Consider the following 14490-nt stretch of genomic DNA (forward strand, 5'->3'; position numbering starts at 1 on the left):
CGCCAACTTCATGGGATTCGTCAAACTCGCAGCCATCGCCATCTGGCTCAAATAGCTAAATCGTCACTACCGCCTAGGCCCTGCCAAACGCTTGCGTATTCATGGTTAGCAAATTGCGAAAAAAGTGAATCGTTCGGACGCGCCTTAACCGGTCAGTAAGACTAACGCGCTTTAATGATACCTACATTGAGTACTGTCGTTGTGTAGGTCGGGTCATGCGTTTGAAGAGTTCGTCGAACATGAGAAAGTCAACCGTACGCTTTGCCGTTGCGGCCTTTCTGGCGAGTGCAGCAACGGGATGCAGTTCCGACGCGTCTCGCTTTACGGGTATCTTTGATAAGGATAACCTGACAACGGCATCTATCCCGCAGCGTCAGGGCGGCGGTGCCTATGGTGCTCCTCCAATTCCAGCCGAAGATGTTGGCACTGGTGGTCGATATCAGTCCGCTGCTGTCGCACCGGCGCGGGCGCCTGTTGCCAATCAGGGCTATCAAAACTCCGGGGCGTATCCGGTCGCGAGCGCATCTCCGGTCCGTGCTGTTTCTTCCGCGCCAATCCAGCGTGCGCAGCTTGCCCCGCCGACGGCGCAACCACTGCCGCCTGCCCGTGACATGCAGACCCGTCAGGAAGCCATGGCGCAGCCAATGCCGCCGCGGATTTCGTCTGCGCCTGCAATGAAGGCGCAGGCTCCGGCTGTGATGAGCGATGCCGTGACAACTGGCTCCACACCGGCAGCGAATGGCTGGTCTGTCAGCAATGCTCCGAAAGTTACACTTCGCCCCGGAGAAACTGCTGCTACGCTTTCTAGGCGATATGGTGTTCCGGAGCAGGAAATCCTGAAGGCCAACAATGGACGTCTGGTCGCTGGCCAGATCGTGGTCATTCCGACGTACGCCAATCGCTCAAATGCGGCGAAGATGGCGGCTGGCGCGATTGACCTTCCGAAGAACAGCCCGCAGCCAATCCCGGCGGACCAAAGCCAGAAGATGGCGGTTGTGCCGGGCGCCCCGCCGATGCGTGACAAGGCGCAGGCGGAAGCAGGCAAGCTGACGCCGCCAGCATCCGGCGGGCAACCGGGCGAAGGCACCTACACGGTGAAGTCAGGGGATAGCCTCGCAAAGATCGCGCGCGCCACCAATACACCGATCGATCAATTGAAGGCCATGAACGGCATTACAGATGGCAATCTCAAAGTTGGTCAGACGCTGAAGGTCGGTGGTTCCGGAGATACGGTCAAGACTGCCTCCATCCCGAGCAAGCCAGCCGACAAGCCCATCGCGGCCGTCGCTGACAAGGCGGAAGCTGCTGCTGTAAAGGCGCAGGCTGCCCAGCCAAAAGCGCAGGAAAAGCCCGCGACTGCTCAGACCGCCAGCTTGAGCGATGTTCAGAACAAGATGGACGATACGACGCCTGCGCCAAGCTCAACGGGTATCGGAAAATATCGTTGGCCGGTCACTGGTGCGGTCATCGCTTCATTCGGCCAGAACGTGAATGGCAGCCGCAATGACGGCATCGACATCTCGGTTCCGGAAGGCACGCCGATCAAGGCTGCCGAAAACGGCGTCGTCATCTACGCTGGCAACGGTCTCAAGCAGCTCGGCAATACGGTCCTGATCCGCCACGACGATGGCAAGGTTACGGTCTACGGTCACGCGTCGAACATTTCGGTGTCTCGTGGCCAGAAGATCCAGCGTGGCCAGACAATCGCGACCTCTGGCATGAGTGGTGATGCGAAGCGTCCGCAGGTTCACTTCGAAGTCCGCAAGGATGCAAGCCCGGTCAACCCTTCGACTTATCTTGAATAGAGTAGTGCGTTTCGAGAACTGAGAAGCCCGGCTGTCCTGAGCGACAGGCCGGGCTTTTTTGTGTTCAGGCGCGGTCGAGCGGTTTGCGCAGTCGCCCCGCGAGATCCTGAATATATTGCCAGGCGACGCGGCCTGAGCGCCCGCCTCTTGTCGTTGCCCATTCCAGCGCTTCGGCGTGAAGAACACCCTGCGTGATGCCCAGTTCGAAATGCTCGGCATAGGCATCGATCATCGTGAGATAGTCGGTTTGGTTGCACTTGTGGAAGCCAAGCCAGAGACCAAACCGATCCGACAGCGAGACTTTTTCTTCCACCGCTTCGGATGGATTGATCGCTGTCGACTGCTCATTCTCCATCATGTGGCGTGGCAGGAGGTGGCGCCGGTTCGAGGTTGCATAGAAAAGAACATTGTCGGGACGTCCCTCGATTCCGCCGTCAAGTGCTGCCTTCAGCGACTTGTAGGCCGTATCGTCGTGGTCGAAGGACAGGTCGTCGCAGAAAACGATGACGCGCTTGCTGCTCTCTTTCAAGAGATCGAGGAGGGCAGGCAGCGAAGCGATATCTTCCCGGTGAACTTCGATAAGCTTCAAATCCGGGTCGATGCTGGCATTGATGTCGGCATGTACGGATTTTACCAGCGACGATTTTCCCATGCCACGCGCGCCCCAGAGAAGGACATTGTTCGCCGGGAAGCCCTCCGCGAAGCGTTGTGTGTTTTCGTGTAAAATATCCCGAACGTGATCGACGCCGCGTATGAGCTTGAGGGCAACGCGGTTCGGCTTGCGCACCGGATGAAGTCGCTGATTGACAGGCTGCCAGACAAAGCAATCCGCAGCCGACCAGTCATTGATAGCCGGAGGAGGTCCCGCAAGTCTTTCCAGCGCGTTTGCCAGTCGTGTGATTTCCGCGAGCAGAGCAGCAGCATTATCCACGGACATTTGATCCTCCAGGCGCGTTTTCTGGTCTTACAGAGCATGTTTTGCAGCGGGTTAGCATGGTGTTTTGCAGGCCGAAAGGGTATTAGCCCTGAATTCGGTACTCTGCGAGCCGGTCGATCTGTTGCTTTTGCGTTAAGGGTAACTATAGTCCGGCCGCTCGAAACGGGGTGCCTCGTTCCGAATTTCTGGGAGTCATAGATGTTCATTACTGAAGCATTCGCCCAAGCCCAGGGCGCTGCACCCGCTGGATCCGCCTTCGGTTCCGGCCTCGAAATGCTTTTCCTTTTCGCGCCCCTGATGGTGGTCTGGTACTTCTTCCTGATCCGCCCGCAGCGCGCGCAGATGAAGAAGCGGCAGGAAACGCTTTCGAACATTCGTCGCGGCGATCAGGTTGTCATGGGTGGCGGGATCTCCGGCAAAGTCACGAAGGTTGTCGATGACAACGAACTCGAAGTGGAAATCGCGGAAGGTGTGCGTGTGCGCGTGATGCGTTCCTACGTCGCTGAAGTCCGCGTCAAGGGCGAGCCGGTCAAGACTGAAGCCGCGTAATTCTATCCTATCCGGAACGCGGCGCGCCTCATGGCGCGCCCGTTCGTATGAAATCAGAGTGTCGAGAGTTCCATGCTTTACTTCTCCCGCTGGAAAACGCTTTTTATTTGGTTCGTCATCGCAGTCAGCGCGCTGATCGCGGTTCCGAACCTTTTCAGTAACGAGCAGTTGGCTAAACTACCGCACTGGTTTCCGACCAAGAAGGTTACGCTCGGTCTCGACCTGCAGGGCGGGTCGCACATCATGCTCAAGATCGAGCGTGCAGATATCCTCAAAGAGCGTCTCGAGACGATCGTCGGCGATGTCAGAAACGTGCTTCGCGAAGGCAACATTCGCTATACGGGCCTGAGTGGAACCGGCCAGCAGATCCAGGTGCGCTTGACGGATGTCGCGCAGTTGGATGCTGCCAAGACGGCGCTACAGCCACTGACCAACCCGGTATCCGCTGGAAGTTTTGGTGGTACGATCACCGAAGTGACGCTTCAGGATGAAGGCAACGGACAGCTTCGCCTGAACCTCACAGACGCTGGTATCGAGTACCGCATGTCGTCGGCTCTGACGCAGTCGATTGAAGTCGTTCGCCGCCGCGTTGACGAGTTGGGGACGACAGAGCCCCTCATTCAGCGTCAAGGAACCGATCGCATCATCGTTCAGGTGCCGGGCCTGCAGGATCCTCAGCGCCTGAAGGCGCTGCTGAACCAGACCGCTAAGCTTTCCTTCCACATGGTTGACACGTCCATGCCGGTCCAGGAGGCGCTGAATGGCCGCCCTCCGGCGGCCTCGCAGATCATGTATTCCACGGATGATCCGGCAGTTCCCTATCTGGTTGAGCGCCGTGCACTCGTGTCTGGTGAGAACCTTGTCGACGCGCAGGCGAGCTTCAACCAGCAGAACAATGAGCCTGTCGTTACGTTCCGCTTTGACTCGCGCGGCGCGCAGCGTTTTGCGCAGGCAACGCAGCAGAATGTCGGTCGTCCCTTTGCGATTGTTCTCGACGATCAGGTTATCTCTGCTCCGGTCATTCGTGAACCAATTGTCGGCGGATCGGGCCAGATCTCCGGTAACTTCACGGTTCAGGGTGCAAACGATCTGGCCGTTCTTCTGCGCGCCGGCGCCTTGCCTGCGACGCTGACTGTAGTTGAAGAACGCACGGTCGGTCCGGGTCTCGGTGCAGACTCCATCCGTGCTGGCGTCATAGCCAGCATCATCGGCGCGGCCTCCGTCGCCTTCTTCATGTTTGCATTCTATGGCTTTTTCGGTTTCCTGGCCAACGTCGCGCTCGCGGTCAACATCGTGATGATCCTGGCGGTTCTGAGCATGATCGGCTCAACGCTGACGCTACCTGGTATTGCCGGTATCGTGTTGACCATGGGGATGGCGGTCGATTCGAACGTTCTCATCTACGAGCGCATTCGTGAGGAAGTCAAAAGCGGACGATCAATCATTCCTGCCATCGATAGTGGCTTCCAGCGCGCATTCGCGACGATCATCGACGCCAACCTCACAACTCTGATCGCTGCGCTGGTGCTCTTCTATCTCGGCTCCGGTCCGGTCCGCGGATTTGCCGTCACGCTGGCCATCGGTATCATCACCACGGTCTTCACGGCCTTCACCTTCACAAGCTGGATGTTCTCTCTCTGGATTCGTCGCTCGAAGCCAAAAGCTCTGCCGAAGGGAATCCGGACAGGTATTTTTGATGGACGCGGCCTGCCGTTCATGGCGATCCGTAAATACAACTTCGCAATTGCGGCTGCCCTATCCATCGCATCGCTTCTTGCATTTGCGACGGTTGGCATGAACCTAGGCATCGACTTCAAGGGCGGTTCGATCATCGAACTCAAGGCAAAGCAGGGCGATGCCGACATCGGTGATATTCGTGCGCGCCTTGATCAGTTGAACCTCGGAGAGGTCCAGGCGCAGGGCTTTGGCGGTACGCAGGACGTTCTGGTGCGTGTGCAGGCGCAAGAGGGCGGTGAGAATGCCGAGCAATCTGCGCTCGAACGCATTCGTAACGAGCTTGGTACTGATTACGAGTTCCGTCGCGTTGAAGTCGTCGGTCCGGCGGTATCGGGTGAACTATCCTACAGCGCGACACTTGGCGTTGGCATCGCGTTGCTGTTCATTCTGGTCTACATCTGGGTCCGGTTCGAATGGCAGTTCGCCGTCGGTGCCATCATTGCGACGATGCACGATGTGATCCTGACGATTGGCCTCTTTGTTCTGACGGGCATCGAGTTCAATCTCACCAGCATCGCGGCGATCCTGACCATCGTCGGTTATTCGTTGAACGACACGGTCGTCGTCTACGACCGAATGCGAGAGAACCTGCGGCGCTATAAGAAGATGCCGCTGACCGAGCTCATCGACATTTCCATCAACCAGACGCTGTCCCGCACGGTCTTGACCGGCCTGACGACGATGATTGCACTTTCCGCATTGTATCTGTTTGGCGGCGAGGTCATCCGTTCCTTCACCTTCGCAATGCTCTTCGGTGTGGCAATCGGTACATTCTCGTCCATCTATATCGCTGCACCGATCCTGATTGCCTTCCGTCTGCGGCCCGATGCCTTCAACAAGGAGACGGGCGACGAAAAGGGGAAGAAGCCCGATAGCGTAGTCAGCGGAAAGCCGAGCGTTTAACAGTGGCAAGAAACGTTGAAATCCGTGATGCGCATTTTCCGGGGCGAGCTCCCATCGATGCCTATGGCAATGGTGGCTTTCGCTTCGCGGACATGTCTCATCGCGGTTCGCTTCTCTGCCTTCCCTCGGGTATCTACGGTTGGGAGATGACAGAAGGAGCGCCGCTTGATGTGTCGGTGTTCGATCGTGTACTGGCAGAGGCGGGCGATTTCGAGTTTCTCTTGATTGGCACCGGGAGTGACATCCGTCCGATCCCGGCGCCGTTGAAGGCCGCCTTGCGGGCGAGGGGAATTTCGTCTGATCCCATGGGAACTGGCGCGGCGGTCCGCACGTATAACATCATGCTCAGCGAATCGCGTCCGGTCGCTGCAGCTTTGATTGCGATCTGATTTCTGCTTTTGACGCATGGTGCGCGAGACGATGAGCGATCCGCTGGAAATCTGCCTTGCCACTTTGCGCGATACCGATCGTGACAGGTATCTGGCGTGTCTTCTGTCACCTATTGAAAAGCGGGGTTTTCTGGCGGCCCTTTATGCCTTTAATGCGGAAACAGCCCGTATCCGAGAGCTTACAAAGCAGCCGCTGGCGGGCGAAATTCGACTGCAATGGTGGCGTGATCTGCTTGAGGGGGATGCGAAGGGAGATGCGGCTGCCAATCCTGTGGCCGCAGGGTTGCTGAAGTCACTCGAGACGTTCGACCTTCCGCGTCAGCCTCTGCTGAATATGCTCGATGCGCGCATCTTCGATCTGTATGACGATCCCATGCCGGATCGGTCCTCCCTTGAGGGCTATGCCGGTGAAACCGCCTCGGCATTGTTGCAACTCGCGGCGATGATCCTCGACCGCGAGACCGTAACCGGCATCAGCGAGATTTCGGGCCATGCCGGTGTCGCCCAGGCAATTTCCGGCATCCTGTTGCTGATGCCTATTCATCGGCGCCGAGGGCAGATCTATGTTCCGCAAGATATCCTTCGCGCCACCGGGCTGGATCGGGACATGTTTCTTAATGCCGAAGGCGGGGAAAAACTGGACAATGCGATCCGTGCCTTCGTCGCTCTTGGACAGGAGCATTTGCACAAGGCGCGTTCGGCTGGTGTTATTCCGAAAAACCTGATGCCCGCCTTCCTTCCCGTCACCCTCGTGCCGTCGATTCTGGCTCAGGCTGAACGGAAAGCAGGAAGCGTCGTGACCGATTTCTCCCCGTCGCCCCAATGGCTGCGCCAGATCCGGATGCTTAGAGGCCTTATCCGCAATCGTATTTGATCGAAGTCTGCCAAGCAGTTTGATCCACACTCGCGCAAGCCACGGGATTTATTTTCCCGAAGCATTAGCTGCAGCAAGCAGACCTGATTCAATTGAGAGAGCGATACCGGCATGAGTCTGAGTTTGATCATTTGGGGTCTCGTCTGCCTGGCTCTGGTCGCCGTCGCCTATTACGTCACCCGAATGGCCAAGGACGACGAAGACAGCCTGCACGACACCGGGCTTGCGATACTGGAATTTGGTCGGGCCTTTCCCAACGAGGCCATTCGAAGCTTGCATCAGACGGTAGATGGCAATGCGATCTTTGTCCGCACGCATGACAACAAGGCAGGTATCATGCGCAACCACCGTCGGCATTTTTCATGTCACCTCATTGAACCGGGCAGCGCACGCGTCACGCCGCTTGCCACGGGCAGGGGCTTCGAGATCGAATTTCTCGATGCGCCCAGCCAGAACGGGACGTTCATATTCGCGAACACCGAAGACGCAGCCGAAGTATCGCTCTGGTTGCTCGGCAATCTACTGGCAACGCCTAAGGCTGTTTCAAGCTTCGACGGAGATCTCGACTCCAGCACAATCTGACGCCGGGAGATTGACGCCGAGCCAGTGCGCGCAGTCCTGAAGCGCACGCCGCGCCATCAACTGTCGTTTCATGATCGTTTTGTCTTTGCCCCTGAAGCGCTTCACGCCTTCCGGTTTGACAATCGATCCGAGCTCGAGCTCGGGAAACAGACCGAAATTGATGTTCATAGGCTGGAAAGAGCGCCTTCCAGGCTCATCCTCTGAGACGAGGTGACCTGCGGTGATGTGGTTCAACAACGAGCCCAGAGCCGTCGTGGCAGGCGGCGTCGAGATCTCTTGACCTGTGCGCTCCGCTGCTGCAAATCGACCGGCAAGCAAACCAATTGCCGCACTCTCCACATAGCCTTCGCAGCCCGTGATCTGGCCCGCAAACCGCAGTGTCGGCCTGCTCTTCAGCCTCAACGTATGATCCAGCAAGGTTGGCGAGTGGATGTATGTGTTTCGGTGCAAGCCGCCAAGGCGGGCGAACTCCGCGTTCTGGAGGCCGGGAATCATGCGGAAGATCTCGGCCTGAGCACCGTATTTCAGCTTCGTCTGGAAGCCGACCATGTTGTAGAGCGTGCCCAGCGCATTGTCCTGACGAAGCTGTACGACGGCGTAGGCCTTGACCGTTGGATTATGCGCATTGGTCAAACCCATGGGCTTCATCGGGCCGTGACGCAGTGTCTCGCGGCCGCGCTCTGCCATCACCTCAATGGGCAGGCAGCCGTCGAAATAGGGAGTGCCTTCCCATTCCTTGAAGCCGACCGTATCGCCAGCAATCAAGGCGTCGACAAAGGCATCATACTGCTCTTTGTCCAAGGGGCAGTTTATATAATCTTTGCCATTACCGCCGGGCCCCACCTTGTCGTAGCGGGACTGATACCAGCAGATGTCCATATCGATGGAATCACGATGAACGATCGGGGCGATCGCATCAAAGAAGGCCAGCGAATCCTTGCCGGTTTCAGCCTGGATTGCGGAGGCAAGCGATGCAGACGTGAGCGGTCCGGTCGCGAAGATCGTGAGGCCCCAGTCCGCAGGCGGCAGACCTGCAACCTCTTCACGCACGACCGTGATCAGTGGATGTTCCTCAATTGCCTTTGTTACGGCGTCAGAAAATCCGTCGCGATCCACGGCCAGGGCGCCACCGGCGGGAACCTGATGCTTGTCGGCGCAGGCCATGATGAGGCTGCCCGCCAGACGCATTTCGGCATGAATAACCCCCACCGCATTGGCGGTTGCGTCGTCCGAACGAAACGAGTTGGAGCAGACAAGTTCTGCTAGTCCATCGCCCTTGTGAGCGTCGGTTCCACGCACGCCGCGCATTTCATGCAGGATAACGGGCACACCAGCCCGCGCCAGTTGCCACGAAGCTTCAGATCCGGCCAGCCCGCCGCCAACCACATGAACAGGAGAATGAGTGCCTTTTGTCATGCGCGCGTCATTATCATGAGATCCCCGGATCGCCAACTGGAAGCAGTGCAGCCAGCCGGCGCGCCGTAGGGCGAATGATATCTGATCCTTCTACCGGGAGATCAGTGCATCATCGAGTTCGGTCGCGCGAACATGTGCGGGTCTCGGGGCAAGGCGGTCGACGTAACTTTCGAAGACGCTTCGCTTTTCGATCGTGCCAAACTGAAGCCCCCACATGAGGTGAGAACCGACATAGACATCGGCCGCCGAGAAACTGGAGCCTGCAATGTATTCGCGTTGTGCAAGATGCGCCTCCAAGGCGTTGAGAACCGCATCATAAGAACCGTAGCCAACAGAGCCCTGTCGCTCGCTTGGGACGACAAATCCAAGGCTCTGGTTAGTGATCGCTGCTTCCAGCGGCCCGGCTGCAAAGAAAAGCCAGCGATAATAGTCGGCTCGCTGGTCAGTGGGCGGCGCAAGCCTCGCTTCGGGAAATGCATCGGCGAGATAGGCACATATTGCTGCACACTCGGTAATGACGGATTCGCCGTGCTTCAACGTCGGAACTTTGCCCATGGGGTTGATTGCGCGATACGCATCCGCCTTCATCTCCGGCCCATAATTCATGACAACCACGTCGTATGACATGCCGATCTCTTCCAGCATCCAGCGTATGATGCGACCGCGCGACATGGGGTTGGTATAAAGGACTAGCGACGCCACAATGATCCTCCTGTGAGTGTTTCTGTTTTGTTCCAGGTTAATTCATTGTGCAGGGATTGCAAGCCACAGAAACAAAAACGGCGCGGTCAAAGCCGCGCCGTCGAGTTTCGAAGAGGTAGGCAACTTATGCGCCCATGGCCTTCTGCAAGTTCTCATCGATCTTGTCGAGGAAGGCAGTGGTCGAGAGCCACGGCTGATCCGGACCGATGAGGAGGGCCAGATCCTTGGTCATAAAGCCGTCTTCGACAGTTGCCACGCAAACGCTTTCCAGCGTGGAGGCGAAGCGAGCTAGTTCGGCGTTGTCGTCCAGCTTTGCGCGGTGTGCGAGACCACGGGTCCAGGCGAAGATCGAGGCGATCGAGTTCGTCGAGGTTTCCTGGCCCTTCTGATGCTGGCGATAGTGACGCGTAACCGTACCGTGTGCGGCTTCTGCTTCAACCGTCTTGCCATCTGGCGTCAGAAGAACTGAGGTCATCAGGCCAAGCGAACCGAAGCCCTGGGCAACCGTGTCCGACTGCACATCGCCATCATAGTTCTTGCACGCCCAGACGTAGCCACCGGACCACTTCAGCGCGGAGGCAACCATGTCGTCGATCAGGCGGTGCTCGTAGGTGATGCCGGCATCCTTGAACTGATCCTTGAATTCGGTCTCGTAGACTTCTTCGAAGATGTCCTTGAAACGACCGTCATAGGCCTTGAGAATCGTGTTCTTGGTGGACAGGTAAACTGGCCACTTGCGCATCAGACCATACATCATGGAGGCGCGCGCGAACTCGCGGATCGACTCATCCAGGTTGTACATGGCCATGGCAACGCCGGCGCCAGGAGCGTTGAACACTTCCTTCTCGATGACCGTGCCATCTTCACCGACGAACTTGATCGTCAACTTGCCCTTGCCCGGGAACTTGAAGTCTGTGGCGCGGTACTGGTCACCAAAGGCATGACGACCAACGACGATCGGCTGTGTCCAGCCCGGAACGAGGCGCGGAACGTTCTTGCAGATGATCGGCTCGCGGAAGATAACGCCGCCGAGTATGTTGCGGATCGTGCCGTTCGGGCTCTTCCACATTTCCTTGAGGTTGAATTCCTTCACGCGTGCTTCGTCAGGGGTGATCGTGGCGCACTTGATGCCAACGCCATATTTCTTGATGGCATTTGCCGCATCGACCGTAACCTGGTCGTTCGTCGCGTCGCGGTTTTCAACAGAGAGGTCGTAATAGTCGATGTCGAGGTCGAGATAGGGGTAGATCAGCTTGTCTTTAATAAGCTGCCAGATGATGCGCGTCATTTCATCGCCGTCGAGATCGGCGACTGGATTTGCGACCTTGATCTTCTTCATATACCTGCCTCTTTGTCTGCGGGAGACGGAAGTTCCCAACTGTTGTGAACGGGTCCGGTGCGCTATAGCATTGACGCGTCGCAGTGCAAAGCGCCGGTGCACGATTTGCCATTGCCAAAAGGTGGAAGAGGGCTACGGTGCGCCATCTTTCTGCTTTTAGGATTCGCTACTCATGCGCATGCTTCCGATCGTCCTGCTCGCCTCCGGTTTGGCAACCAACGTCTTTGCGGCGGATGTTACGGATCCCGTGAAGCAGGTGATGGACATGACAAAGTTCAATTGGGAGAGCGTTGATCAGGAGTGGAAGTACATTTTCGACAAGGAGCCGCTCGCGAAGCTCTACAGCAAGCGCTTCCAGGATGCCTACAAAGAGGCATCCAAGCATCCGGCTTATGATACGGAAAACAATCAGCCGGGAGATCCCTTTGGCTATGATGTCATCACGAATTCGCAAGATGGTTGCCCGCTGCAGGACATCAAGATCACTCCGGCTGCACCACAAAACGGTGTGACGGAGGTCAAGGTTTCCTTCAAGATGTGGACCTGCATTGATGATGCCCAGATCAAGGACGGAATAAGCGAAGTCAGCTTTGACATCATTACGGAAAACGGCAAAACGGTGATCGACGACATCCATCGGATTGGCGATGGCGAGAAAGACTCAATCCTTGCAGAGATGCAGGCTATCGCCAAGGGCCAGTGATCTGCCGCTCATGGCGAGGCCAGTTAAAGCCAGGATGGGCTGGATGTGATCGGCCTCGGTTCCTGAAGGGTGTCTGTGGCGCCAGTTCAGGGGTAGTTTGCATGTATTATCTTCGATTTGCTTATGTTGCCGCATCGCTTCTTGGATGCGCGGTCGCAGCCTCAGCCAACGAGCCGCTCGATCCGGTCAAGGCGGTGATGGAAGTCGCTGTCAAAGGGAAGGGGGAATACTTCGATCCCAATTCGCTCATGGCCCTCTACAGTCTCGCTTTCACGCGCGAGATGGTCGCGGCCATGCTGAAGACCAAGGAAAAAGACGGCGAAATGCTGCTGGATTACGATCCGGTGATCGGCGGCCAGGACAATTGCCCGCTGAAGAATGTGACCTACAAGCAAGGCCAGCAGAAGGGAAAGAAAGTCACCGTCCGCGTGGAGTTTTCCGCAATGGACTGTTTCGGCGATAAATCCGTTCGCCGCGTCGATTTCGATCTCGTGCAAGAGGGATATGCCGTCCCCACGCAATGGTATTTCGTTGATGATATTCGTCACGTCGAGAAGGACGGAAAGACCACGATGTCGCTTCGCCAGCAGTTGAAGGAAATGGCGGCCAACTAATCGAATCGCGTTTGTTTGAATCGTTGCCTTTGATTTTCCGGCGTTCTTGTGCCAGTGAACGCTGGAAAATCAACACGGCAAGGTTACCATGGCAGGCACAAACAGCGAGCGCGAACTTCTGGCAGAAGGCCCGGCTATCATCCTCGTTGAGCCTCAATTGGGCGAAAACATCGGTATGGTTGCGCGCGCCATGGCAAATTTCGGCCTGGCTGAACTCCGCCTCGTGAATCCGCGTGATGGATGGCCAAGCGAGAAAGCGCAAGCCGCCGCTGCCAAGGCCGACCATGTCATCGAAGGTACGAAGGTTTACGAGACGCTGGATGAGGCGGTTTCGGACCTGAACTTTGTGTTTGCGACGACCGCTCGCCAGCGGGACGGATTCAAGCATGTCCGTTCGCCCGTGACGGCCGCCGGCATGTTGCGGGAGCGGTTCAACGCGGCGGAAAAGACCGGCATCCTGTTTGGTCGGGAGCGCTGGGGTCTGACCAATGAAGAGGTGGCGCTGGCCGATGAGATCGTCACGTTTCCAGTTAACCCCGCCTTTGCATCCCTCAACATCGCCCAGGCCGTTCTTCTGATGTCCTACGAGTGGATGAAAAGCGGGATGGAGGATATCGCCGCCACGCCATTTCAGGTGGTTGATCAGAAGCCTGCGACCAAGCAGCAGCTGTTCGGCTTCTTCAATCAGATCGAAGAGGCACTGGATGCGCGCAATTACTTTCATCCGCCCACAAAAGTGCCAAAGATGATCGACAACCTTCGCGCTGTCCTGTCGCGCCCCGGCTTTACAGAGCCGGAAATCAGCGTTCTTCGTGGCGTGATAACGTCGCTTGATCAATTCCAGCGCCGTTGGCCGAAAGCGAAAAAGCCGATCGATACCGGAGAGGGGAAGGCGGATGATGGAGCAGACGGCTGACCTCAAACCAGTCTTGGTTTTTGATTCAGGCATCGGCGGTTTGACGGTTTTGCGCGAAGCGCGGGTATTGATGCCAGAGCGTGGTTTCATTTACGTCGCAGATGATGCCGGCTTTCCATACGGCGGCTGGGAAGAGGGTGCTCTCAATGAGCGTATTCTCAGCCTCTTCGCAAAATTGTTGTCTCAGTATGAGCCCGAAATCTGCATCATTGCCTGCAACACTGCCTTTACGCTGGCAGGCGCTGATCTTCGAACTGCATTCCCGCAAATGACATTTGTCGGAACCGTGCCCGCCATCAAGCCAGCAGCAGAGCGCACGCGCTCCGGCTTGGTTTCGGTTCTGGCAACACCGGGAACCGTCCGTCGAGCCTATACGCGTGACCTGATCCAGTCTTTCGCCAGCCAATGTCACGTTCGGCTGGTTGGTTCTGAAAATCTGGCGCGGCTTTCGGAGGCCTACATTCGTGGCGAACCGGTCTCCGATGACGATGTCAGGGCAGAGATCGCTCCATGCTTTATCGAGAAGGACGGCGCCAAGACGGATATTGTCGTGCTTGCCTGCACACACTATCCCTTCATGGCGAATGTCTTTCGCAGACTTGCGCCTTGGCCGGTTGATTGGCTGGATCCAGCGGAGGCGATTGCCCGGCAAGCAAGGCGACTCGTTCCTGTGTCTCCACATCACGAACACCCGTCCGGCTTTGACTTTGCTTATTTCACATCCGGAAACCCCGGCTTTGCCACGCAGCGGCTTATGCAAGGCTTCGGTCTCAGCGTGCTATGACGTTTAATCGTTGCGCATTCGCAACAGAGACGTGATCTCGTATTCAATTTTGAGATGTAGTTCTTGCCGTCCGATGCAGGCTGTGACAGTGTTTGGGCGTCCGCAACTCAAACAGGAGGCGAGAATGACAACCATGTCCCTGCTTGTACGCCTTTCTGGTGGAACAGCCCCGACCGCGCACACAATTTTGATGCGACGTCCAGGCTATATGGCTGGCTTTATTCACTAAAGCTTTCAAGG

Annotated in this window: 14 protein-coding genes; 10 read left to right on the plus strand and 4 right to left on the minus strand. The window is 57.0% G+C overall.

Annotation, left to right across the window (positions count from 1 at the left end; translation table 11 throughout):
• Positions 1-239 precede the first annotated feature (239 nt).
• Positions 240-1805: a peptidoglycan DD-metalloendopeptidase family protein gene (locus tag MUU53_RS12685; protein ID WP_247261210.1), complete on the plus strand. Its 1566-nt coding sequence runs from the start codon at positions 240-242 to the stop codon at positions 1803-1805.
• 64 nt (positions 1806-1869) lie between these two features.
• On the opposite strand, the gene MUU53_RS12690 is transcribed toward MUU53_RS12685, so the two are convergent.
• The gene (locus tag MUU53_RS12690; RefSeq protein ID WP_247261211.1) at positions 1870-2742 is read right to left on the minus strand and encodes an ATP-binding protein; all 873 of its coding nucleotides are present in this window, start codon (positions 2740-2742) and stop codon (positions 1870-1872) included.
• Between the two features lie 198 nt (positions 2743-2940).
• On the opposite strand from MUU53_RS12690, the gene yajC reads away from it, so the two are divergent.
• The 5 genes from yajC to MUU53_RS12715 all read left to right on the plus strand — a co-directional run bounded on the left by yajC (position 2941) and on the right by MUU53_RS12715 (position 7776).
• The gene (yajC, locus tag MUU53_RS12695) at positions 2941-3291 is read left to right on the plus strand and encodes a preprotein translocase subunit YajC (RefSeq protein ID WP_062554635.1); all 351 of its coding nucleotides are present in this window, start codon (positions 2941-2943) and stop codon (positions 3289-3291) included.
• Positions 3292-3363: 72 nt separating this feature from the next.
• Positions 3364-5931: a protein translocase subunit SecDF gene (secDF, locus tag MUU53_RS12700; RefSeq protein WP_247261212.1), complete on the plus strand. Its 2568-nt coding sequence runs from the start codon at positions 3364-3366 to the stop codon at positions 5929-5931.
• A 2-nt stretch (positions 5932-5933) separates the two neighbouring features.
• Positions 5934-6320 carry an Mth938-like domain-containing protein gene (locus tag MUU53_RS12705; protein ID WP_247261213.1) on the plus strand — a complete coding sequence of 129 codons (387 nt, stop codon included), beginning with the start codon at positions 5934-5936 and terminating at the stop codon, positions 6318-6320.
• A gap of 31 nt (positions 6321-6351) precedes the next feature.
• Positions 6352-7194, plus strand: a complete 843-nt coding sequence (locus MUU53_RS12710) for a phytoene/squalene synthase family protein (protein ID WP_247261214.1) — start codon at positions 6352-6354, stop codon at positions 7192-7194.
• 117 nt (positions 7195-7311) lie between these two features.
• Entirely contained in the window at positions 7312-7776 is a 465-nt protein-coding gene (locus tag MUU53_RS12715; protein WP_247261279.1) for a hypothetical protein, read from the plus strand.
• Here the strand turns inward: MUU53_RS12715 and trmFO are convergent.
• The 3 genes from trmFO to MUU53_RS12730 all read right to left on the minus strand — a co-directional run bounded on the left by trmFO (position 7738) and on the right by MUU53_RS12730 (position 11233).
• The gene (gene trmFO, locus MUU53_RS12720) at positions 7738-9192 is read right to left on the minus strand and encodes a methylenetetrahydrofolate--tRNA-(uracil(54)-C(5))-methyltransferase (FADH(2)-oxidizing) TrmFO (RefSeq protein WP_247261215.1); all 1455 of its coding nucleotides are present in this window, start codon (positions 9190-9192) and stop codon (positions 7738-7740) included. The genes MUU53_RS12715 and trmFO overlap by 39 nt on opposite strands.
• 90 nt (positions 9193-9282) lie before the next feature.
• On the minus strand, positions 9283-9894 hold the full coding sequence (locus MUU53_RS12725) for a glutathione S-transferase family protein (protein ID WP_247261216.1): 612 nt from the start codon (positions 9892-9894) through the stop codon (positions 9283-9285).
• Between the two features lie 124 nt (positions 9895-10018).
• The gene (locus MUU53_RS12730) at positions 10019-11233 is read right to left on the minus strand and encodes an NADP-dependent isocitrate dehydrogenase (protein WP_247261217.1); all 1215 of its coding nucleotides are present in this window, start codon (positions 11231-11233) and stop codon (positions 10019-10021) included.
• A 172-nt stretch (positions 11234-11405) separates the two neighbouring features.
• On the opposite strand from MUU53_RS12730, the gene MUU53_RS12735 reads away from it, so the two are divergent.
• The 4 genes from MUU53_RS12735 to murI all read left to right on the plus strand — a co-directional run bounded on the left by MUU53_RS12735 (position 11406) and on the right by murI (position 14250).
• Positions 11406-11936 (plus strand): hypothetical protein, encoded by a 531-nt coding sequence (locus MUU53_RS12735; RefSeq protein ID WP_247261218.1) that lies wholly within the window; start codon positions 11406-11408, stop codon positions 11934-11936.
• A gap of 101 nt (positions 11937-12037) precedes the next feature.
• Positions 12038-12550 carry a hypothetical protein gene (locus tag MUU53_RS12740; RefSeq protein ID WP_247261219.1) on the plus strand — a complete coding sequence of 171 codons (513 nt, stop codon included), beginning with the start codon at positions 12038-12040 and terminating at the stop codon, positions 12548-12550.
• Positions 12551-12638: 88 nt separating this feature from the next.
• On the plus strand, positions 12639-13466 hold the full coding sequence (locus MUU53_RS12745) for an RNA methyltransferase (protein ID WP_247261220.1): 828 nt from the start codon (positions 12639-12641) through the stop codon (positions 13464-13466).
• Complete coding sequence (murI, locus tag MUU53_RS12750; RefSeq protein WP_247261221.1) at positions 13447-14250, plus strand: glutamate racemase; 804 nt, start codon at positions 13447-13449, stop codon at positions 14248-14250. Before MUU53_RS12745 ends, murI begins: the two co-directional genes overlap by 20 nt.
• The last annotated feature ends 240 nt before the right edge of the window (positions 14251-14490 follow it).

It is taken from the genome of Affinirhizobium lemnae (genome assembly GCF_022968395.1).
Lineage (GTDB): Bacteria > Pseudomonadota > Alphaproteobacteria > Rhizobiales > Rhizobiaceae > Neorhizobium > Neorhizobium lemnae.

What these genes read in the sequence shown, in the direction of transcription:
- MUU53_RS12745 (WP_247261220.1), top strand. Translation starts at nt 12,639, where the DNA reads ATGGCAGGCACAAACAGCGAGCGCGAACTTCTGGCAGAAGGCCCGGCT.
- MUU53_RS12710 (WP_247261214.1), top strand. Translation starts at nt 6,352, where the DNA reads ATGAGCGATCCGCTGGAAATCTGCCTTGCCACTTTGCGCGATACCGAT.
- MUU53_RS12730 (WP_247261217.1), bottom strand. Translation starts at nt 11,233, where the DNA reads ATGAAGAAGATCAAGGTCGCAAATCCAGTCGCCGATCTCGACGGCGAT.
- yajC (WP_062554635.1), top strand. Translation starts at nt 2,941, where the DNA reads ATGTTCATTACTGAAGCATTCGCCCAAGCCCAGGGCGCTGCACCCGCT.
- MUU53_RS12685 (WP_247261210.1), top strand. Translation starts at nt 240, where the DNA reads ATGAGAAAGTCAACCGTACGCTTTGCCGTTGCGGCCTTTCTGGCGAGT.
- MUU53_RS12740 (WP_247261219.1), top strand. Translation starts at nt 12,038, where the DNA reads ATGTATTATCTTCGATTTGCTTATGTTGCCGCATCGCTTCTTGGATGC.
- secDF (WP_247261212.1), top strand. Translation starts at nt 3,364, where the DNA reads ATGCTTTACTTCTCCCGCTGGAAAACGCTTTTTATTTGGTTCGTCATC.
- murI (WP_247261221.1), top strand. Translation starts at nt 13,447, where the DNA reads ATGATGGAGCAGACGGCTGACCTCAAACCAGTCTTGGTTTTTGATTCA.
- MUU53_RS12735 (WP_247261218.1), top strand. Translation starts at nt 11,406, where the DNA reads ATGCGCATGCTTCCGATCGTCCTGCTCGCCTCCGGTTTGGCAACCAAC.
- trmFO (WP_247261215.1), bottom strand. Translation starts at nt 9,192, where the DNA reads ATGACAAAAGGCACTCATTCTCCTGTTCATGTGGTTGGCGGCGGGCTG.
- MUU53_RS12690 (WP_247261211.1), bottom strand. Translation starts at nt 2,742, where the DNA reads ATGTCCGTGGATAATGCTGCTGCTCTGCTCGCGGAAATCACACGACTG.